The following is a 21,357-nucleotide window of genomic DNA, read 5'->3' on the forward strand; positions in this document are numbered from 1 at the left end:
CAGGAGTTGTGGGGCGTGTTGATTGCCTACACCTTGTTGCGACGGCTGATGCGTCTGATGGCGGAGCAGCTGCAGGTGGCCCCGCAGCGAATCGGCTTTCATGTTGCAGCGATGGCGATCATCGATCTACTGCGCTTTGCGCCCTTGGAGTCTGCTGGAAACCTGCCTAAACGACTGGCATTGCTCTTTGAACAGGCACGGTTATTCGTGCTGCCGCCTCGGCGCGAGGGGCGGACTTATCCTCGAGTGGTCAAACGGCGTTCGGCGAAATACCCAAACAAAAATGCCAGTCAGGCTTAACTGACTGGCATTACCCATGCGGGGGCTTTTTGCTGGGTGAGGGATCACTCCCACTCAATTGTTGCCGGCGGCTTGCCGCTGACGTCGTACACCACGCGGTTGATGCCGCGTACTTCGTTGATGATGCGGTTGGACACCTTGCCCAGCAGCTCGTAGGGCAGTTCGGCCCACTTGGCGGTCATGAAGTCGCTGGTGCAGACCGCGCGCAGCGCCACCACGTATTCATAGGTGCGGCCGTCGCCCATCACGCCGACCGATTTCACCGGCAGGAATACGGCAAAGGCCTGGCTGGTCTTGTCGTACCAGTCGAAGGCATGCAGTTCGTCGATGAAGATGGCGTCGGCACGGCGCAGCAGGTCGCAGTATTCCTTCTTCACTTCGCCCAGCACGCGCACACCCAGGCCTGGGCCCGGGAACGGGTGGCGGTAAACCATTTCGTGCGGCAGGCCAAGTGCCACGCCCAGTTCGCGCACTTCGTCCTTGAACAGTTCGCGCAGCGGCTCCAGCAGTTGCAGCTTCAGCGTGTCCGGCAGGCCACCCACATTGTGGTGGCTCTTGATGGTATGCGCCTTGCCGGTCTTGGCACCGGCCGATTCGATCACATCCGGGTAGATGGTGCCCTGCGCCAGCCATTTGGCGCTGGGCAGCTTGGCCGATTCGGCCTGGAAGACTTCGACGAACTCGCGGCCGATGATCTTGCGCTTGGCTTCCGGGTCGCTCACGCCGGCCAGATGGCCCATGAATTGTTCGGTCGCATTGACGTGAATCACCTTCACACCGAGATGCTTGTTGAAGATGTTCATCACCTGCTCGCCTTCATTCAGGCGCAGCAGGCCGTTGTCGACGAACACGCAGGTGAGCTGATCGCCAATCGCGCGGTGGATCAGCGCGGCAGCCACCGAGGAATCGACGCCGCCGGACAGGCCGAGGATGACTTCATCGCTGCCGACCTGCTCGCGGATGCGCGCCACGGCTTGCTCGATGTAATTCGGCATGGTCCAGCCCGGCTGGCAGCCGGCGATGTCCAGCACGAAGCGGTTGAGCATGTCGCGGCCCTTGAGGGTATGCGTTACCTCAGGGTGGAACTGCACCGCGTAGAAGCCGCGTGCCTCATCGGCAATCGCGGCAATCGGGCAAGCGGCGTTTTCGCCGATCACGCTGAAGCCTTGCGGCAGCGCGGTCACCTTGTCGCCGTGGCTCATCCACACTTCAAGATAGCCTTCGCCATTGTCGCCCTTGCGGTCCTCGATGGCGTTGAACAGCTTGCTGTGACCATGTGCGCGGATTTCGGCAAAGCCAAATTCACGCACCTTGCCGGCTTCAACCTGGCCACCGAGCGCCTGCGCCATCCACTGCATGCCGTAGCAAATGCCCAGCACCGGCACACCCAGCTCGAACAGCTTGGGGTCGGCCTGATAGTCAGACTCGTACACCGAGTTGGGGCCGCCCGACAGGATGATGGCCTTGGGGTTGAATGCCTTGATGAAGTCGATCGACACATCGAAGGAATGCAGTTCACAGTACACATGGGCTTCGCGCACGCGGCGGGCGATCAGCTGGGTGACTTGCGAACCGAAGTCGAGAATGAGGACTTTGTCCAAGGCTTGTTGCGTCATGGGCAGGCTTCCTTTCGGGCGGGCAATCTGCGATTTTACCTTGTTGCGCGCAAGGCGGCGAGTTCGCTGGTCGGCGCATTGGCAATCCAGCGCAGGATTTCATCCAGCACCGGTGCATATTGCGGCGCGCGCGGGTGGTTGGCGATGGCCACCACCGCCCAGTCCACGCCATCGGCATCGCGCACATAACCGGCCACCGCCTTCACATCCTTGAGCGTGCCGGTCTTGATGTGCGCGGCAATATCGTCACGTTTGAGGCGCTTTCTCATCGTGCCATCAATGGCCACAATGGGCAGCGACGAAATGAACTCGGCGGCAAAACGGCTGCGGTTGGCGCTGACCAGCAACTGCGCCAGATGCGCGCTGCTGATGCGTTCGTGGCGCGACAGGCCCGAGCCGTTTTCCAGCGTCAGCTCGTCAAAACGCAAGCCTTGCTGGCCCAGCCAGCTTTTGATGGCAGTGGCGGCGCGCGTCGGCGTATCGCCGCTCTCCTGCGATTGCGCCCCCAGGGTAAGGAACAGCTGGCGCGCCATCATGTTGTTGCTGTACTTGTTGATGTCGCGAATGGTGTTGGCCACATCCTGCGATTTGGTCGAGGCCAGCACTAGCGCACTCGCTGGCGTGGCGCCCTCGCTCCAGCCGGCGATGCCCTGCCCGCCCAGCTCGCGCCACAGCTGGCGCACCAGCGCGGCGGTATAGGTCTGCGCATTCATCACCGCCACATAGCGCTCGACGCGGCAACCCGCCGGCACCTCGCCCGCCAGTTGCAGCGTGATCTGCAGATTGTTCATCTGCCCCAGCCGCTGATTGACGCGCTGGCTCCATGCCTCGCAATTGCCGCTGCGGCCGATGGCCAGCTCGTTGCTGACGCGCACCTCGGGCAGTGGCGGCTCGGCGGTCAGGCGCACCCGGTCACCCGTGCTGTCAATCAGCAGGCGGATGGATTTGAAATTGGTCAACGCCGCATCCGGGTCAACCATGAAGGGGCGCTCGGCGCCGTTGCCATCGTCGTCAAAGCCGCTATCGGGCGGCAACATGAACAAGCTGCGATCCAGCACCAGCTTGCCCTTGATGTCGGTCACACCAGCCGCCTTCAGATCACGCAGCCATTGCCACACGCGCTCGATGGTCAGCTTGGGGTCACCGCTGCCGCGCAGATAGAGATTGCCGTTCAGCACACCGTTCACCGGCTGCGCATCGCTCAGCAGGTCGGTCTGCCACTGCCACGCCGGGCCGAGCAGGCCCAGTGCGCTATAGGTGGTGACCAGCTTCATGGTCGATGCCGGGTTGACCGGGCGCTCGGCCTGGTACTGCAGCACCGGCTTGCCGTCATTCAGCGCCACGATGGCGACCGACAAACCATCTGCCGGCAGCTTGTTGGCTTTCAGGGCTGCCTGCACGCTGGCGGGCAGGCTGTCGGCCGCACTGGCGGCCAGCGAGAATGCCGCGCAGCACAGCGCGGCCAGGGTAGTACGAAGCAACATCAGCGGATTTCCAGTTTCACGTCGGGATGGCGCTGCTGCCAGGCCATCGCGGCGGCGCGGTAGGTATTCAGGTCGGCAGCGTAGAAGTCGAAAATACAGGGGTCGCAGCCACTGCCGCAGCACTCCTCCAGCTCGGGCTCGCGCGGCGGCTCGGGTGGCGGATCATCGGGAAAGCGTTGCAGCAACTGGGCGTAATCGGGGACGGACATGAGATTGCGTTGCAAAACATCGGGAATCGTTTAGAAACGGCCAATGGGTTAGAATTCGCCCCATGGCCTACCAAGTACTCGCCCGCAAGTGGCGCCCCAGAACCTTCGCCCAGCTCGTCGGGCAGGAACACGTGATTCGCGCACTGGCAAACGCGTTTGCCAGCGAACGGCTGCACCACGCCTACCTGCTGACCGGCACGCGCGGCGTGGGCAAGACCACCATCGCGCGCATCATGGCCAAGGCGCTCAATTGCGAGACCGGCATTACGTCTGACCCGTGCGGCGTCTGTTCAGCCTGCACGCAGATCGACGCCGGCCGTTTTGTCGACCTGCTGGAAATCGACGCCGCATCCAACACCGGCATCGACAACATCCGCGAGGTGCTCGACAACGCGCAGTACGCGCCGACCGCCGGGCGCTTCAAAGTGTACATCATCGACGAAGTACACATGCTGTCCAAGAGCGCGTTCAACGCCATGCTCAAGACGCTGGAAGAGCCGCCCGGCCACGTCAAATTCATTCTGGCCACCACCGACCCGCAGAAAGTACCGATCACGGTACTCAGCCGCTGCCTGCAATTCTCGCTGCGCCAGATGACGCCGCAACAGGTGTCCGGCCACCTGAACAACGTATTGAATGCCGAACAGATCCAGTTCGAGCCGGGCGCACTGCCGCTGCTGGGGCATGCTGCCAATGGCTCGATGCGCGATGCGCTGTCGCTGCTGGATCAGGCCATCGCCTATGGTGCCGGCCAGGTTGAGGAAGCCGGCGTGCGCGCCATGCTGGGCGCAGTGGACCAGAGCTATCTGTTCGAGCTGCTCAATGCACTGATCGCACGCGACGGCGCCGCGCTGATGGCTGCAGCCGATGCGATTGCCGGCCGTGGCCTGAGTTACGAAGCCGCACTGCACGAGCTGGCCCACCTGTTGCACCAGATTGCCGTGGCGCAGACCGTGCCGGGCGCACTGGCCGACGATCTGCCGCAACGCACCAACATCCTTGCAGTAGCGCAGGCACTGGCGCCGGAAGATACGCAACTGTTTTACCAGATCGCGCTGCATGGCCGGCGTGACCTGCCGTTGGCACCGGACGAATACGCCGGCTTCACCATGACCCTGCTGCGCATGCTGGCCTTTGCGCCGGCGGCCAACAGCCATATCGACGCACTGGGCGCGCCGGCTGCACGCGCACCCGCAACCGCACCCGTGCCCACGGCGCCAACAGAGGCAGCAGCCCCGGCGGAACCCACGGTGGTTGAAGAAGCACCGCAACGCGCCTATGTACCGACCATACCGGTGCAAATGCATACGCCTGAAGAGGCAGCGCCGCTTGTCGCCGCCCCTGCCCCTGCACCGGCCGAGCCCACACCGCCGTGGCTGGAAGAAGAACCGGCCAACCGCGTATTCGATGGCGACTGGCGCACCTTGCTCGGCCGCCTCAAGCTTGGCCGTGCCAGCATGCTGGCCCAGCATGCCGAGCTGACCGGGCACGACGGCGACAGCTACACATTGCGCGTGGCCGATGAACACAAAATGGTCGCCACGCGCGATTACCAGGAGTCACTGCGCGAGGCGCTGGAGGGCTATTTCGGCCGCCCCATCCAGCTCAAGGTCAACGTGGATGCCAGCACGGCCGACACACCGGCCGCGCAGGCTGCGCGCGAGCGCGAGCAGAAACAGCGCGATGCCGAGGCGCAGATTCAGAACGATGGCTTTGTACAGACGCTGGTGCGCGATTTTGGCGCCAGCATCCTGCCCGATTCGATCAAACCGGTTTAACCTGTACGCAGGATATTCCTCCCGATTCAACATCGCCGGCCCGGCCGGCAACGCAACAAGGAGCACATCATGTTCAACAAGGGCGGCATTGGCCAGCTGATGCAAAAAGCGCAGAAGATGCAGGAAGACATGGCCAAGGCACAGGAAGAACTGGCCAAGGTCGAAGTCGAAGGCGTAGCTGGCGCGGGCATGGTCAAGATCGTGATGACCTGCGGCCACGCAGTGAAGCGCGTCTCCATCGATGACTCGCTGCTGTCGGACGACAAAGACATGCTGGAAGACCTGATCGCAGCGGCATTCAACGATGCAGCGCGCAAGGCCGAAGCCACATCGCAGGAACGCATGAGCGGCATGACGGCAGGCCTGGGCCTGCCGCCGGGCTTCAAGATGCCGTTCTGATCCAGACGGGTATCAACCCGGCCGGAACAAGCCCTGCACGCGATGCGCCGCAGGGCTTTTTACATCGCACTGCTCACTATCCACTGGTGCCGCCATGAAAGCCCCCTCCTCGCTTGAGCAATTGATCCAGGCCCTCAAGGTATTGCCGGGAGTAGGCCCCAAATCGGCCAGCCGCATGGCCTACCACCTGCTGCAACGCGATCAGGGTGGTGCAGCCAATCTGGCGCATGCCATCGAATACGCGATTGCCACGCTCAAGCACTGCCGCCGCTGCAACACTTTTACCGAAGGCGAACTGTGCGAAATCTGCGCCGATGAAGATCGCAACCATCAGCAGCTGTGCGTGGTGGAAATGCCCACCGACCTGCTGATGATCGAGCAGACGCTGGCCTACCACGGTCTGTATTTCGTGCTGATGGGGCGGCTGTCGCCGCTGGATGGCATCGGCCCGAATGAAATCGCGTTGGCCCGGCTGCTGGAGCGTGCGGTCGATGGTGAGGTGCAGGAAGTGGTCATTGCCACCAATTTCACCGTCGAGGGCGAAGCCACTGCCCACTATCTGGCCGAGCTGATGCGCACACGCGGTCTGCAGGTCAGCCGCATTGCGCGCGGTCTGCCGGTGGGTGGCGAGCTGGAGCACGTTGATCCGGGCACACTGGCCCAAGCCTTGGTCGAGCGGCGCAAACTCTGATCGACGGGCGCGACGTACCCGCTGTATCGCAACGCGCAGACAAAAAAAGCCCCGCACTCAGCGGGGCAAGTTGACTACTCACGAGGAAATCGGCGGGCGCCGGCGCAGGCCGGACCCCGGGTCATGTATCACGCCAGGCGTGCTTCGCTCTCGGCGTCGAACAACACGGCCTTGGAGACATCCGGCTGCAGGCGCACGGTATCGCCCGGCCCCTTGGCCTCGCGCGGGTGCAGGCGGGCGCACACTTCGATGCCGTTCAGCTGGGTCAGCACCATGGTGTCCGGGCCGGTCGGCTCGGTCAGGTGCACCTTGCAGGCCAGCCCTTGCTCGCCCACCACGTCGAATTGCTCGGGGCGGATCCCCAGGATCACCTTCTTGCCCACGCTGCCGGTCAGCTTGGCGGCCTGCGGCAGCGCAATGAAGCGGGCTTCGCCCTCGCTCTGCAGGCTCACCCCCAGCTGGCCATCCTGCTCGGCCAGATGGCAAGGAATGAAGTTCATCGATGGCGAACCAATGAAGCTGGCCACGAACAGATTGGCCGGCTGGTCATAAATCTCTTGCGGGCTGCCGAACTGCTGGATCACGCCGTCCTTCATCACCGCGATCTTGTCGCCCAGGGTCATGGCTTCGATCTGGTCGTGCGTGACATACACGATGGTGGTTTTCAGGCGGTGGTGCAGCTGCTTGATCTCGGTACGCATTTCGACGCGCAGCTTGGCATCAAGGTTGGACAGCGGCTCGTCAAACAGGAACAGGATCGGGTCACGCGCCAGCGCACGCCCCATGGCGACACGCTGCCGCTGGCCGCCGGACAGCTGGCTGGGCTTGCGGTCCAGCAGGTGGTCCATCTGCAGCATCTTGGCGACACGGGCAATGATCTCGTCCTGCTCTTTCTTGGGCACGCCACGCGTTTCCATGCCGAAGGCGATGTTCTGGCGCACGTTCATGGTGGGGTACAGCGCATAGCTCTGGAACACCATGGCGATGTCGCGGTCTTTCGGTGCCACGTTGTTGACCACGCGGCCGCCAATGTGGACTTCGCCGGTCGTCGGGCTTTCCAGTCCGGCAATGATGTTCATCAACGTGGATTTACCGCAGCCAGACGGGCCGACCAGAATCAGGAACTGGCCCGATTCGATTTCGATGTCGATCCCCTTGAGGATATGTGTGTCGCCAAAGCTCTTGGTGACGTTCTTGATGGCGAGAGCGCCCATATAGTTCTCCTTATCCCTTCACCGCGCCGGCAGTCAGGCCGCGCACGAAATATTTGCCTGCGAATACGTAGACGAGGATGGTCGGCAGCGCGGCAATCAGCGCGGCGGACATGTCGACGTTGTATTCCTTGACCGAGGTCGATGTGTTGGCGAGGTTGTTCAGCCCCACGGTGATCGGCTTGCTGTCGCCGGCGGAGAACACCACGCCGAACAGGAAGTCGTTCCAGATCTGCGTGAATTGCCAGATCAGCACCACCATGATGATGGGGGTGGACATCGGGATGATGATGCGCAGGAAAATGCGCCAGAACCCCGCACCATCCAGCCGCGCCGCCTTGATCAGCTCATCGGGAATGCTCACGTAGTAGTTGCGGAAGAACAGCGTGGTCGAAGCCAGACCATAGATCACGTGCACGGTCACCAGACCGGCGATCGAGTTGGCAATGCCGAACCAGCCCAATGTCTGCGCCATCGGCAGCAATACCACCTGGAAGGGGATGAACACGCCGAACAGGATCAGCGCAAACGTCAGCTCGGAGCCACGGAAGCGCCACTTGGACAGCACGTAGCCGTTGAGCGCGCCCAGCGTGGTGGAAATCAGCACCGCCGGGATGACCATGCGTACCGAGTTCCAGAAGAACGGCTGCAGACCACCGCAATCAACACCGGTGCACGCACTCGACCAAGCCTTGCCCCAGGCCTCAAAGGAAATGCTGGTCGGCAGCGACAACAGGTTGCCGGCACGAATCTGGTCCATCGTCTTGAGCGACGTGACCACCATGACATACAGGGGCAACAGATAGTACAGCGCCGCCACCAACAGCGCTGCGTACAGCGCACCACGCCAGAACTTAGGCATTGCGGTTACCTCGCAGCTCGGAATAAAGATAGGGAACGACGATGGCAGCCACCGTCATCAACATCATGGTGGCACTGGCAGCGCCGAGGCCGGTCTGGCCGCGGGTGAACGCCATTGCATACATGAAGGTGGCAGGCACGTCCGACGCAAAGCCGGGGCCGCCGCCGGTCAGCGCCATCACGAGGTCGAAGCTCTTGATGGCGATGTGGCACAAAATCATCAGGGTAGAGAAGAACACCGGGCGCAGGGCTGGCAGGATGATCTTCCAGTAGATGCGCGGTAACGAGGCACCGTCGATCTGGGCGGCCTTGATGATGGAATCATCGATACCACGCAGGCCGGCAAGGAACAGCGCCATCACGAAGCCGGACGATTGCCACATGGCGGCAATCACCACGGTGTAAATCGAGGTATCCGGGTTCACCAGCCAGTCGAATGTGAAGTTGGCAAAGCCCCAGTCATGCATGAGCTTTTCCAGCCCCAGCCCCGGGTTCAGCATCCACTTCCACGCAGTACCGGTCACGATGAAGGACAGCGCCATCGGGTACAGGTAGATGGTGCGCAGCGCGCCCTCGCCACGGATTTTCTGATCCAGCAGGATGGCCAGGAAAATACCGACCGCCATGGCGCCGCCAATGAACAGCCCGCCGAAAATGAACAGGTTTTTGACGGCCACCCACCAGCGTTCGCTTTCAAACAGTGCCTGGTATTGAACAAGGCCGGCCCATTCGAAATTGGGCAGCAGGCGTGAACTGGTAAAGGACAGGTAGCCGTTCCAGGCAATGAAGCCGTAGACGAACAAGATCGTCAGCAGGAACGACGGTGCCAGCACCAGCCGGGGCAACCAACGCTCCGCAAATCCGTAGTGCGCGGATTGGGTTGGGTTAGACATGGCAGGATTCTCCGGGAACCGGGTTGTTGTAGGTATGGGACTTGCGCAACCGGCACCCGCGGGTGCCGGCCGGATGCGCCGCCATCGGTCGATGGCGGCGCGGTTGCTGCATTACTTGGTCTTGGCTGCGGTGGCCAGCTTGTCGGCTGCAGCCTTGGCGGTCATGTTGTCGTCGTTCCAGTATTGCGAGACGACGTCATAGATCGCGCCCTGGGTAGCCGAGTGCATGGCCATGCCGTGTGCAAACGACGGCACCAGCGAGCCCGACTTGTTGTCGGCGGCAAAGTCCTTGGCCGATTGCTTGCCGCAATCGTCGAACTTGCTCATGTCGGCACCCAGACGGACCGGAATCGAACCCTTGTTCAGGTTGAAGATTTCCTGGAACTGCGGGCTGACCAGTGTGGAAGCCAGATCATTCTGCCCCTTCACGGCATCCTTGTTCGCCAGCTTGAACATGGCAAAGCTGTCGATGTTGAAGGTGTAGGCATTGGCGGTACCCGGCGCAGCCACGCACAGGAAGTCCTTGCCCGGCACCTTGCCAGCGGCGAGGAACTCGCCCTTGGCCCAGTCGCCCATGAACTGCATGGCGGCCTTGCCGTTGATGACCATCGAGGTTGCCAGGTTCCATTCGCGGCCGGCAGCGTTCTTGTCGGTGTACGGCTTGATCTTCTTGTAGGTCTCGAGCACCTTGACCATGGTGGCGCTCTTCAGGGTGCCCTGGTCGAGGTTGATGAAGGCCTTCTTGTAGAAGTCCACGCCACCCACGCCCAGCGCGACGGTTTCGAATACGGTGGAGTCCTGCCACGGCTGACCGCCGTAGGCGACCGGCTGGATGCCGGCTTTTTGCAGCGCTTCAGCGGTCTTGAAGAATTCGTCCCAGGTGGTCGGTGCCTTGGCATTGACCTTCTTGAGCAGCTCCGGGTTGACCCACAGCCAGTTCACGCGGTGCACGTTCACCGGTGCCGCCACGTAGTGGCCCTTGTACTTCATGGTGTCGATCACGACCTTGGGCAGTACCTTGTCCCAGCCGTCGGCCTTGGCCACGTCATCCAGCGAGGCCAGCACGCCTTCATCGCCCCATTCCTGAATGGCCGGGCCCTTGATCTGTGCCGCTGCCGGCGGGTTGCCCGAGACGACACGGGTCTTGAGTGCGGTCATGGCGTTTTCGCCCGCGCCACCGGCTACCGCGAAGTCTTTCCACTTGTCGCCCTTGGCTTCGAGCATCTTCTTGAGCTCGCCAGCCGCCTTGGCTTCGCCACCGGACGTCCACCAGTGAAGCACTTCGACTTCAGCCGCATTGGCGGCAAAAGCAACGGTCATGGCCGCTGCACAGAGCGTAATACGCAGGGTTTGCATTTTCTCCGATCTCCTAGGCTCGAGCCGCCCCATGGCGGGGCTCGATGCACCAACATTAGGCCATGCCGGCACCAACAGAAATCAGGTAATCACCCTTGGGTAGGTTACGTAAGGCCTACACCTTATACGACATTCAAATTTCGCCGTGCTTCAGCGTTGTCCTTGGCACAGTGACGCAGAAACAGAAAAAGGCGACCGAAGTCGCCTTTTTCAAGCTTTAATCAACTCTTGCGAGTGGATTAGAAGCCAGTCCAAGTACCGATCAGGAACTCTTGGCCCGACTTTTGGCTGGCGGTATCAACGCCCAGACCTTGCCAGGACATGCCAGTCGGCTTCACGTAGCCGCCAGCACCGTTGTCCTTGCTGAACTGGATGTGACGAACACGAGCATAAGCTTCGGTGTTCTTGCTCACGCCGTAGTGCAGAGCAACGTTGAACTGAGTTGCCTTGGCATCGTCATTGTCCTTCACATAGGTCAGACCTGTGTGCAGGCTCAGCTTGTCGTTGAACGCGTAGTTAACCTTACCGTGGAACACGTTGGTGGTCTTGTCTGCGCTGTTCTGACCCCAGTGGTTACGAGTGTAGTCGAAGAACACAGTAACCGGGCCGAACGGGTAACGGATGCCAGTGAAGAACGATGTGTTGGTACCATCGCCGACAACAGCCGGAGTGGTCACAATGCCCGGCACGCCGCCAACGATATCAACCTTGGACGAAGCAGCAGTCTTTTGACCCTTCAGACCCAGGAAGGAGATGTCGAAGTGACCGCCAGCGCCGAAGTCAACGCCGCCACCGATTTCGTAGCCTTGGCCGTTGTTGCCGCTAGCAATTGCGTTGTCGCCAGCGTCGAATGTAGCAACAACGTTCACCGGACCGAAGTTGCCGTTGAACTGAACAGCGTTAGTCCACCACACCTTGTCGCCAACGATACCGAAGTCTTCGCCCAGGTTGCCCGAACCGTCGGTCAGGTACGGCCAGTCGTGACGCAGGTATTGGTCGGTGAAGATACGGCCAGTCTTGACGCTCCACGAATCACCGGCGATACCGATGTAAGCTTCACGCGAGCCCCAGCCCTTCACGCCCGGACCGTAAGCACCGCCGCCCGGCTTTTGCGAAACGCGCCAGATGGTCTTCAGACCGTTGTCCCACTTGTCTTCGCCGTCGAAGTTGATGGTCAGGTCGTCTTCGAAGCCAAAGCGGTTACGACCGCCTTCGCCATCACCATTGTGAGTACGGAAGATCACGTCCAGCTCAGCTGCACCGCTGATCTTGACTTCAGCGAAAGCCGGAGCTGCGAAGGCGCCAGCAACAGCGGCGGCAACCAGAACACGCTTAAACATTATTAATTCTCCTAGATACGAGAGTTGGCTTTGAAAACCAGCTTGGTAACAGCAAACTTTGCATCAGTGATCGACGCATAACCTTGCCCTACGAACGAAGGTTAAGGGAGTAACCGGCATCGATCAAACCCGATTGGCTCTGGTGACGCAAAACGTCGCATTCGCGCAACACCCCGCCTAACAGAGCAATGTTACAAACAAAAAAACCGCCGGAGGAGCCGGCGGTTTTGCTGGAAGAACGGCGGATTACTTGGCGTTCCAGAGTGCTTTGGTGGTGTCGAGCATACGGTTGGAGAAGCCCCACTCGTTGTCGTACCAGGCCAGCACCTTGACCAGCGTGCCGTGGCTGACCTTGGTTTGCGTCGAGTCATAAGTCGACGAAGCCGGGTCGTGATTGAAGTCGACCGAGACCAGCGGCTTGTCGTTATAGTTCAGCACGCCCTTCAGCTCGCCTTCCGAGGCCGCCTTCAGCACGGCGTCGATTTCAGCCTTGGTGGTTTCACGGGCAGCGGTGAAGGTCAGATCGACCAGCGACACGTTGATCGTCGGTACACGCACCGAGAAACCGTCCAGACGGCCATTCAGCTCCGGCAGCACCAGGCCGACAGCGGCAGCAGCGCCGGTCTTGGTCGGGATCATGCTGTGGGTGGCCGAACGCGCGCGACGCAGGTCGCTGTGATACACGTCGGTCAGCACCTGGTCGTTGGTGTAGCTGTGGATGGTGGTCATCAGGCCGGACACGATGCCGATCTTGTCGTGCAGCGGCTTGGCCAGCGGTGCCAGGCAGTTGGTGGTGCAGGACGCGTTCGAGATGACGGTATCCGACGCCTTCAGGATGCCATGGTTCACGCCGTACACGATGGTGGCGTCAACGTCGTTGCCGCCCGGGGCGGAGATCACCACCTTCTTGGCACCAGCGGCGATGTGGGCCGAAGCCTTTTCCTTGCTGGTGAAGAAACCGGTGCATTCCAGCACGACGTCGATGTTCAGTTCTTTCCACGGCAGTTCGGCCGGGTTGCGCTGTGCGCACACCTTGATCTTGTCGCCATTGATGACGAGGTATTCACCTTCCACCGACACTTCTGCATTCAGACGGCCGTGCACGGTGTCGTACTTGGTCAGGTGGGCATTGGTTTCTGCATTGCCGAGGTCGTTGATGGCAACAATCTGGAATTCGTCGGTGCGACCGGATTCATACAGCGCGCGCAGTACGTTGCGGCCGATACGGCCATAGCCGTTGATGGCGATGCGGATAGCCATGGTGAGTCTCCTTGGAAAATGAATCTGCGGGCAAAATCAGCGCAAGTATGCCAGCAAGACATGGCCGGCACATTGCGCAAGAACAATAGGGGCCGTTTTCAAACGGCCCCGCACATGCGGTATTTACTTGCCGCCGAGCGCGGCAGCTTCGCGCGCGATGGCGGTGATGGCATCCCAGTCACCCGCAGCGATCTTGTCCTTCGGACAGAGCCACGAACCGCCGACGCAACCGACATTGGGCAGCGCCAGCAGCTTGGGGGCCGACTCGACGGTCACGCCGCCGGTCGGGCAGAACAGCGCCTGCGGCAGCGGGCCGCCCAGCGCCTTGAGCATGGCATAGCTGCCAGCCTGCTCGGCCGGGAACAGCTTGAGCGCATCAAAGCCCTCTTCCAGCGCGGCAATCACTTCGGACGGGGTCATCACGCCCGGCAGCAGCGGAATGCCCGCCTCACGGGCGGCGGCAGCCAGCTTGGGGGTCAGGCCCGGGGTAACGGCAAACACTGCGCCGGCCGCCTTGGCTTCGGCAAACTGCTCGGGGCGCACGACGGTGCCCACGCCGACGATGGCGCCCGGCACGTTATCGGCAATCGCCTTCACGGCAGCCAGCGCCACCGGGGTGCGCAGCGTGACTTCCAGCACCTTGATGCCACCGGCAACCAGGGCACGTGCCAGCGGCACGGCGGTTTCCAGGTCGTCGATCACGATGACCGGCATCACCGGGCACGAGCGCATGATTTCTCGAATTTGCATGGTTGGTTAACTTCTTTGCTGGTTCGTTGATCAAAGCCCGCTCTAGGCGAGCATGCCGGAACAAACGCCGGCGATTCGGCCGGGCGTGCCCGGCGGTACTGCAGTCTAATTAATTAGTGGGCAAGACCCAGTGCAATCGCACCCTCTTCCGCACCGGTAGCCGATGCGCGGAAGCTGGCAAACAATTCACGACCCATGCCGTGGCCGTTCTTGCTCATGTCGGCAGTGGGGCAATCGCGTTTGGCCCATTCGGCTGCATCGACCCTGGCCTCGACCACGCCCAGCTCGGCATCCAGACGGATGATGTCGCCATCACGCACCTTGCCCAGCGGGCCGCCGCACAATACTTCCGGCGTCATGTGGATGGCCGACGGCACCTTGCCCGATGCACCGGACATGCGGCCATCGGTCACCAGCGCCACCTTGAAGCCGCGATCCTGCAGCACACCCAGTGCCGGGGTCAGCTTGTGCAGTTCCGGCATGCCATTGGCACGCGGCCCCTGGAAGCGCAGCACGGCAACGAAATCCTTTTCCAGCTCGCCACGCTTGAACGCAGCCAGCACGTCGTCCTGGTCGTCGAACACGATGGCCGGCGCTTCAACCACGCGATGCTCCGGTGCCACCGCCGACACCTTGATCACGGCGCGGCCGACATTGCCGGACAGCAGGCGCAAACCGCCATCGGCGCTGAACGGGCTGCCGGCCGGGCGCAGCACGGCTTCGTCGCCCGATTGCGCCGGCGCATCGCGCCATTCAGCCTTGCTGTCAATCAGGAACGGCTCTTGCGCATAGCGGCGCAGGCCGTGGCCGGCCACGGTCAGCACATCATCATGCATATGGCCGGCGTCGATCAGCTCGCGGATCAGATAACCCATGCCGCCCGCAGCGTGGAAGTGGTTCACGTCCGCGGCACCGTTGGGGTAAACGCGCGCCAGCAGCGGCGTCACTTCGGACAGGTCGTGGAAATCGTCCCAGTTGATTTCGATGCCGGCCGCCTTGGCGATGGCAATCAAGTGGATGGTGTGGTTGGTCGAGCCACCGGTTGCCAGCAGGCCGACGATGCCGTTGACTACGGCCTTCTCGTCCACCACCTTGCCGACCGGGATGAATTCATTGCCCAGCGCGGTGATCTGCGCGGCACGGCGCCCGGCGGCGGCGGTCAGCGCATCACGCAGCGGGGTATTCGGATTGACGAAAGCGGCACCCGGCAGGTGCAGGCCCATTACTTCCATCAGCATCTGGTTGGAGTTGGCCGTACCGTAGAAGGTACAGGTGCCGGCACCGTGATAGCTGCCCTCTTCCGAAGCCAGCAGCTCGTCGCGGCCGCATTTGCCTTCGGCAAACAGCTGGCGCACCTTGGCCTTGTCCTTGTTGGAAATGCCCGAAGTCATCGGGCCAGCCGGCACGAATACCGCCGGCAGATGGCCGAATTGCAGCGCGCCCATCAACAGGCCCGGAATGATCTTGTCACAGACACCCAGATACAGCGCGGCATCGAACACATTGTGCGACAACGCCACGGCGGTGCTCATCGCGATCACGTCGCGGCTGAACAGGCTCAATTCCATGCCCGGCTGGCCTTGCGTCACACCATCACACATGGCCGGCGTGCCGCCGGCAAATTGCGCGGTTGCGCCCACTTCGCGCACAGCCGCCTTGATGATGGCCGGGAACACCTCCAGCGGCTGATGCGCCGACAGCATGTCGTTGTAAGACGACACGATGGCCATGTTGGGCTGGCGCATCTCGCGCATCATGATCTTGTCGTTTTCCGGGGCAGCAGCCCAGGCATGCGCCTGATTGGTACAGGCCAGGCCCTTGCGCACCGGTTCCTTGGCTGCAGCAGCCTCAAGGCGCTGCAGATAACGGGCACGCGAATCGCGACTGCGCTCGATGATGCGCTGGGTAACTTCGATCAGACGGGGATGCAAAGGGCGGGACGACATTGACAAGCTCCGGGTCAGGCGGTAGCGAAAGCCGAATCGCACCGCGAAAAATCAGGCGTAGTTTTACTACAGACTAACTACAAATTCAACTGTGAGCGGGCACTTCGGCACAGCTGCTGCATCGCAACAACAGTCAGCGATGGCGCGGGTTTGCTGGATTTGCGCCGCTTCGGTGCCCGTGCACCAATCTGGGCGCGCAAAACCGTTTGCGCGTGATTTTCTGCGTGTAGTAAGATTACAAAGTCTTACTACATCCAGCCTCGGCACGTCCGGCGCAAAAGCGCCCCGCCGGGCCCGAACAACAAAGGAACAGGAATGACCGCGATCGACGCTTTTGACATGGTGCTGTTCGGTGGTACCGGCGATTTGGTAATGCGCAAATTGCTGCCCGCGCTGTATCACCAGCATCAGGACGGCAACCTGCCAGCCGAGGGCCGCCTGATCTGTCTGGGCCGCAGCGTGCCCGACACCGCAGCCTATCTGGACAAAGCGCACGGTCTGGCCAAGGGCTATCTGGGCAACGCCTACAACGACGCCGACTGGGCCTCGTTTGCCGCCCGCATCCAGTATCTGAAACTCGATGCCAACCAGCCGGAAGAATTCCAGAAGCTGGCCGACGTGCTGGGCGAATTCCCGCACCGCTCCCGCGTATTCTACCTCTCCACCGCGCCCGACCTGTTCGCCCCGATCGCCAAGAGCCTGGCTGGTGTCGGCCTGAACCAGGGCAATTCGCGCGTGGTGCTGGAAAAGCCGCTGGGCCACGATCTCGAATCGTCGAACAAGATCAGCCGCGAAGTCGGCGAGTTCTTCCAGGAACAACAGATTTACCGGATCGACCACTATCTGGGTAAAGAGCCGGTGCTGAACCTGATCGCACTGCGCTTTGGCAACACGCTGCTGGAACCGCTGTGGCGCCGTGAGTGGATTCGTGACGTACAGATCACCGTGACCGAGCAGGTCGGCGTGGAGACCCGTGCCGACTTCTATGACAAGGCCGGCGCACTGCGCGACATGATCCAGAACCACCTGCTGCAGCTGCTGACCATCGTGGCCATGGAGCCGCCAGCCAGCATCGACGCCGACGCGGTGCGTGACGAAAAGCTCAAGGTACTGCGCGCACTCAAGCCGCTGACCGCCGAAACCGTGCACAGCCACGTGGTGCGCGGCCAGTACCGTGCCGGCGCCATCGGCGGCAAGCCGGTGCAGGGCTATCTGGAAGAGCCGGGCGTGCCCGGCAGCTCGAAGACCGAGACCTTTGTCGCGCTCAAGGCTGAAATCCAGACCTGGCGCTGGGCTGGCGTGCCGTTCTACCTGCGCACCGGCAAACGCCTGCAGGAACGTCTGGCCGAGATCGTCATCAATTTCCGCGAAGCACCGCACTCGATCTTCGGCCGCAACGCCACGCCGAACCGCCTGGTGATCCGCCTGCAACCGGATGAATCGGTACGTCTGTACCTGATGGCCAAGGAGCCGGGCAATCAGTTCCGTCTGCGTCCGGTGCATCTGGACCTCGACTTCAAGGAATTCTTCTCCAGCCGCAGCCCGGAGGCCTACGAGCGCCTGCTGATGGACGTGATCCGTGGCGATCTGTCGCTGTTCGTCCGCCGCGACGAACTGCAGGCGGCCTGGAAGTGGGTCGAGCCCATCATCAACAGCTGGGAAACCAGCGCGGAAGGCCCCAAGCCCTATACCGCCGGCACCTGGGGCCCGGCAGCGGCCTCCGCCCTGCTGTCGCGCGACGGCATGGCCTGGCACGAAGAGGCCTGATCGATACGATCACAACGGCATCCGCACAGCCAGCGGCCGCACCCACCGGGCGGCCGCACTGGCGGGAACCCCGGTGCAACCGTGGCTCGATCAGCCCACCACACCCAAAGGTAAATGATGTCCCTGCAATGGCATGAATTCGCATCCAAAGAACAACTGGATGCCCAACTGGCGGTCACCCTCGCCAATGATCTGAACGCTGCCATCGCCGCACGCGGCAAGGCCGGCATCGCCGTCTCGGGCGGCCGCACGCCCGCCGGCATGTTCAAGGCGCTGGGCGAGCAAGCCATCGACTGGTCCAAGGTCGTCATCACGCTGGTGGACGAGCGCTGGGTGCCGGTGGACCACGCAGACAGCAACGAGCGCACCGTGCGCCAGAACCTGCTGGTCGGCCCTGCCGCTGCCGCCACCTTCATCTCGCCGGTGTCGTCCGCCGCAACGCCGCACGAAGGGGCCGCCGAGATCGAAGCACGCCTTGCCGCCCTGCCCGCCCCCATCGACGTGCTGATCCTGGGCATGGGGGACGACGGCCACACTGCCTCATTGTTCCCGAATGCCGAAGAACTCGAAGCCGCCTGTGCCTCGACCGCGCTGGTGGCTGCAGTCACCCCGCCGGCAGCGCCACACAAGCGCATCACGCTGACCCTGCCGACCATTGCCAAGGCACGCCACGTGGTCGTGCACATCACTGGCGACGGCAAGAAATCGCTGCTGGAAACTGCCATGACGGAGCAGAAAACCGCCGTCGAGCAATACCCGATCCGCCGCGTGCTGGATCAGGTAGCCGGTCCGAAAGACGTTTTCTGGGCGGCCTGATCGATCGCCGCAAACACGTAACAGACGGGGCTTTCTGCAACAGCAGACGCCCCGCTGTTTCAAGTGGCCTCCGCCTTGTGGCAGTGCCGCATTCCTGATTGAGAGCGATGCATGCTGGAAAGAATCAAAACCATGATCGATAGCCTGTCCCGGTCCGAGCGCAAAGTCGCCGAACTGGTACTGGCGCAGCCGAATCTGGTTGCCAATGCCCCTATCGCGCAGATCGCCGAACTGGCTGACGTTTCGCAGCCCACCGTGATCCGTTTCTGCCGCTCGCTCAACTGCTCGGGCCTGCAGGATTTCAAGTTGCGCCTCACGCGCAGCCTGGTGTCCGGCGTGCCTTATGTGCACTCGATGGTGTCGGCCGAAGATTCGGCGCACGACCTCGCCAAGAAGCTGTTCGACAACAATATCTCGCATTTGTTGCGCTGCCGTAACGAGCTGGATACCGATGTACTCGAACGCGCGATCAAGGTGCTCTCCAACACGCACAAGATCGAAGTCTGGGGCCAGGGCCAGTCCGGCGCGGTTGCCATCGATGCGCAGAACAAGTTCTTCCGCCTCGGCGTACCCACCGTGGCCTATACCGACCCGCACATGCACGGCATGAGCGCGTCCATGCTCAAGCCCGGCGATGCCGTGGTCGCGGTGTCCAATTCCGGCCGCACGCTGGACCTGATCCGTTCGGTGGAAATCGCCCGCGACGCCGGTGCCGACGTGATCGGCATCACCCATTCCAAATCGCCATTGGCCAAGCGCTGCAACATCTGCCTGTTTGCCGACACGATGGAAGATCCTGATCTATACACACCGATGATCACGCGCATCGTGCACTTGGTCATCATCGACGTGCTCGCTGTCGGCGTGGCGCTCAAACGTGGTCCGGAGCTGATCGACCAGCTCGAAAAAATGAAACGCAACCTCAAGGAAAAACGCGTGCGCGGGCACGAAAGCTGATCCGCACACCCGTTCATGTCTCTGACGCAAGGAAGATCCCCGATGTCCAGCTTGACTCAATCCCCGGCCTGGCTTGCGCTGGCGGAACACTTCAAGGAAGTGTCCGGCCTGCATATGCGCGATCTGTTTGAACAGGACCCGCAACGCTACGAGAAATTCTCGCTCGAATCCGGCGGTCTGTTCTTCGACTATTCGAAGAACCGCATCACCGAAAAGACCATGTCGTTGCTGCTCGATCTGGTGCGCCAGGCCGGCGTGCCCGAGCGCATCGAAAAGATGTTTGCCGGCGAGAAAATCAACATCACTGAAAACCGCGCCGTGCTGCACATCGCGCTGCGCAACCTCGACAAGAACCCGATCACCGTCGACGGTGAAAACGTCATGCCCAAGGTCAATGCGGTCAAGGAGAAGATGTTCCAGTTCTCCGACGAGATCCGCTCGGGCGAGCGCGTCGGCTACACCGGCAAGGCCTTCACTGACATCGTCAACGTCGGCATCGGCGGCTCCGACCTCGGCCCGGTGATGGTGTGTAATGCGCTGAAGGACTTCGGCCACCAGCGCCTGAACATGCATTTCGTGTCCACAGTGGACGGCGACCAGATCGTGTCGATCCTGAAGAAGCTGAACCCGGAAACCACGCTGTTCATCATCGCGTCCAAGACCTTCACCACGCAGGAAACCATTACCAACGCGCGCACCGCGCGCCAGTGGTTCCTGGATCGCGTCGGCAACGAAGCACACATCGCCAAGCATTTCGTCGCCGTGTCGACCAATGCCAAGGCCGTGGCCGAATTCGGCATCGATACCAACAACATGTTCGAATTCTGGGACTGGGTGGGTGGCCGCTATTCGCTGTGGTCGGCCATTGGCCTCGCCATCGCCATCTATCTGGGCCGCCACGACTATCAGGACCTGCTGCATGGTGCCTACACCATGGACGAGCACTTCAAGAACAAGCCGCTGGAACAGAACCTGCCGGTCATCCTTGCCGTGCTGGGCGTGTGGTACATCAATTTCTTCGGCGCGGCCACGCACCTGATCTCGCCGTACAACCAGAGCCTGCAGCGCTTCCCGGCCTATCTGCAGCAGCTGGACATGGAATCGAACGGCAAGACGGTCGATCTGGACGGCCAGCGCGTCGATTACCAGACCGGCCCGGTGGTGTGGGGTGATGCCGGCATCAACGGCCAGCACGCCTACTACCAGATGCTGCATCAAGGTTCGCAGCTGGTGCCGATCGACTTCATCGCCAGCGTCGAGCACCCGGAAATCCCCGAGCCGCACAGCACCATCCTGATGGCCAACTTCTTCGCGCAGACCGAAGCCTTCATGCGCGGCAAGAACGAAGCCGAAGTGCGCGCGGAGCTGAACAAGGCCGGCATCGTGGGTGAAGCGCAGGATGCGCTGGTGCCGCACAAGATTTTCGAGGGCAACCGCCCGACCAACACCATCCTGATGCAACGCCTGACACCGCGCCGCCTTGGCGCGCTGATCGCGCTGTACGAACACAAGGTGTTCGTGCAAGGCACCATCTGGAACATCAATTCCTACGACCAGTGGGGCGTGGAACTCGGCAAGCAGCTGGCCAAGGCCATCGAAGCCGATCTGCACACCCCCGGTCTGACCACCGGCCACGACGCGTCCACCAACGGCCTCATCAATTACTACAAGCGGAATACCCCGCGCTAACCGCCATCCCGCCCTGCGCCCACCGGCCCGGGGC

General features: G+C 61.8%; 18 protein-coding genes and 1 pseudogene. 8 read left to right on the forward strand and 11 right to left on the reverse strand.

What is annotated here, in order from left to right; genetic code table 11:
* Positions 1-300, forward strand: a pseudogene (locus B9A19_RS17640) (IS4 family transposase); the annotation flags it as partial.
* 44 nt (positions 301-344) lie between these two features.
* On the opposite strand, the gene guaA reads toward B9A19_RS17640, so the two are convergent.
* Genes guaA through B9A19_RS17655 form a run of 3 tightly spaced genes read right to left on the reverse strand, consistent with a single transcriptional unit; the run spans position 345 to position 3,609 of the window.
* On the reverse strand, positions 345-1,916 hold the full coding sequence (gene guaA, locus B9A19_RS17645; RefSeq protein WP_084092482.1) for a glutamine-hydrolyzing GMP synthase: 1,572 nt from the start codon (positions 1,914-1,916) through the stop codon (positions 345-347).
* 35 nt (positions 1,917-1,951) lie between these two features.
* On the reverse strand, positions 1,952-3,400 hold the full coding sequence (gene dacB / locus B9A19_RS17650) for a D-alanyl-D-alanine carboxypeptidase/D-alanyl-D-alanine endopeptidase (RefSeq protein ID WP_084092483.1): 1,449 nt from the start codon (positions 3,398-3,400) through the stop codon (positions 1,952-1,954).
* The gene (locus B9A19_RS17655) at positions 3,400-3,609 is read right to left on the reverse strand and encodes an oxidoreductase-like domain-containing protein (protein ID WP_084092484.1); all 210 of its coding nucleotides are present in this window, start codon (positions 3,607-3,609) and stop codon (positions 3,400-3,402) included. Before B9A19_RS17655 ends, dacB begins: the two co-directional genes overlap by 1 nt.
* A 62-nt stretch (positions 3,610-3,671) precedes the next feature.
* On the opposite strand from B9A19_RS17655, the gene dnaX reads away from it, so the two are divergent.
* From dnaX to recR, 3 genes are all read left to right on the forward strand, one after another.
* The gene (gene dnaX, locus B9A19_RS17660) at positions 3,672-5,387 is read left to right on the forward strand and encodes a DNA polymerase III subunit gamma/tau (RefSeq protein ID WP_084092485.1); all 1,716 of its coding nucleotides are present in this window, start codon (positions 3,672-3,674) and stop codon (positions 5,385-5,387) included.
* Positions 5,388-5,456: 69 nt separating this feature from the next.
* Positions 5,457-5,786, forward strand: coding sequence for a YbaB/EbfC family nucleoid-associated protein (locus B9A19_RS17665; protein ID WP_084092486.1), 330 nt, complete (start codon positions 5,457-5,459; stop codon positions 5,784-5,786).
* Between the two features lie 94 nt (positions 5,787-5,880).
* Positions 5,881-6,477: a recombination mediator RecR gene (gene recR, locus B9A19_RS17670; protein ID WP_084092487.1), complete on the forward strand. Its 597-nt coding sequence runs from the start codon at positions 5,881-5,883 to the stop codon at positions 6,475-6,477.
* A 128-nt stretch (positions 6,478-6,605) separates the two neighbouring features.
* On the opposite strand, the gene B9A19_RS17675 is transcribed toward recR, so the two are convergent.
* The 8 genes from B9A19_RS17675 to edd form a co-directional block, all read right to left on the reverse strand.
* Positions 6,606-7,691 carry an ABC transporter ATP-binding protein gene (locus B9A19_RS17675; protein WP_084092488.1) on the reverse strand — a complete coding sequence of 362 codons (1,086 nt, stop codon included), beginning with the start codon at positions 7,689-7,691 and terminating at the stop codon, positions 6,606-6,608.
* 10 nt (positions 7,692-7,701) lie between these two features.
* A complete protein-coding gene (locus tag B9A19_RS17680) occupies positions 7,702-8,550 on the reverse strand; it encodes a carbohydrate ABC transporter permease (protein WP_084092489.1) in 849 nt (282 codons plus the stop codon).
* Positions 8,543-9,442 (reverse strand): carbohydrate ABC transporter permease, encoded by a 900-nt coding sequence (locus B9A19_RS17685; RefSeq protein ID WP_084092490.1) that lies wholly within the window; start codon positions 9,440-9,442, stop codon positions 8,543-8,545. The genes B9A19_RS17680 and B9A19_RS17685 overlap by 8 nt, the downstream gene beginning before the upstream one ends.
* A 111-nt stretch (positions 9,443-9,553) precedes the next feature.
* Entirely contained in the window at positions 9,554-10,798 is a 1,245-nt protein-coding gene (locus tag B9A19_RS17690) for an ABC transporter substrate-binding protein (RefSeq protein WP_245804378.1), read from the reverse strand.
* Positions 10,799-11,037: 239 nt separating this feature from the next.
* Positions 11,038-12,138, reverse strand: a complete 1,101-nt coding sequence (locus B9A19_RS17695) for a porin (RefSeq protein ID WP_084092492.1) — start codon at positions 12,136-12,138, stop codon at positions 11,038-11,040.
* Positions 12,139-12,384: 246 nt separating this feature from the next.
* Positions 12,385-13,398 (reverse strand): type I glyceraldehyde-3-phosphate dehydrogenase, encoded by a 1,014-nt coding sequence (gene gap, locus B9A19_RS17700; protein ID WP_084092493.1) that lies wholly within the window; start codon positions 13,396-13,398, stop codon positions 12,385-12,387.
* Between the two features lie 123 nt (positions 13,399-13,521).
* Positions 13,522-14,148 carry a bifunctional 4-hydroxy-2-oxoglutarate aldolase/2-dehydro-3-deoxy-phosphogluconate aldolase gene (gene eda / locus B9A19_RS17705; protein WP_084092494.1) on the reverse strand — a complete coding sequence of 209 codons (627 nt, stop codon included), beginning with the start codon at positions 14,146-14,148 and terminating at the stop codon, positions 13,522-13,524.
* Positions 14,149-14,261: 113 nt separating this feature from the next.
* Positions 14,262-16,094 (reverse strand): phosphogluconate dehydratase, encoded by a 1,833-nt coding sequence (edd, locus tag B9A19_RS17710; protein ID WP_084092495.1) that lies wholly within the window; start codon positions 16,092-16,094, stop codon positions 14,262-14,264.
* Between the two features lie 315 nt (positions 16,095-16,409).
* Between edd and zwf the strand changes: the two genes are divergently transcribed.
* From zwf to pgi, 4 genes are all read left to right on the forward strand, one after another.
* Positions 16,410-17,861 carry a glucose-6-phosphate dehydrogenase gene (gene zwf, locus B9A19_RS17715; protein ID WP_084092496.1) on the forward strand — a complete coding sequence of 484 codons (1,452 nt, stop codon included), beginning with the start codon at positions 16,410-16,412 and terminating at the stop codon, positions 17,859-17,861.
* 114 nt (positions 17,862-17,975) lie between these two features.
* On the forward strand, positions 17,976-18,677 hold the full coding sequence (pgl, locus tag B9A19_RS17720) for a 6-phosphogluconolactonase (RefSeq protein WP_217807108.1): 702 nt from the start codon (positions 17,976-17,978) through the stop codon (positions 18,675-18,677).
* 111 nt (positions 18,678-18,788) lie between these two features.
* On the forward strand, positions 18,789-19,634 hold the full coding sequence (gene hexR, locus B9A19_RS17725) for a transcriptional regulator HexR (RefSeq protein ID WP_084092497.1): 846 nt from the start codon (positions 18,789-18,791) through the stop codon (positions 19,632-19,634).
* A gap of 42 nt (positions 19,635-19,676) precedes the next feature.
* Positions 19,677-21,323, forward strand: a complete 1,647-nt coding sequence (pgi, locus tag B9A19_RS17730; protein ID WP_084092498.1) for a glucose-6-phosphate isomerase — start codon at positions 19,677-19,679, stop codon at positions 21,321-21,323.
* Positions 21,324-21,357: the final 34 nt, after the last annotated feature.

It is taken from the genome of Andreprevotia lacus DSM 23236 (assembly GCF_900176275.1).
Lineage (GTDB): Bacteria > Pseudomonadota > Gammaproteobacteria > Burkholderiales > Chitinibacteraceae > Andreprevotia > Andreprevotia lacus.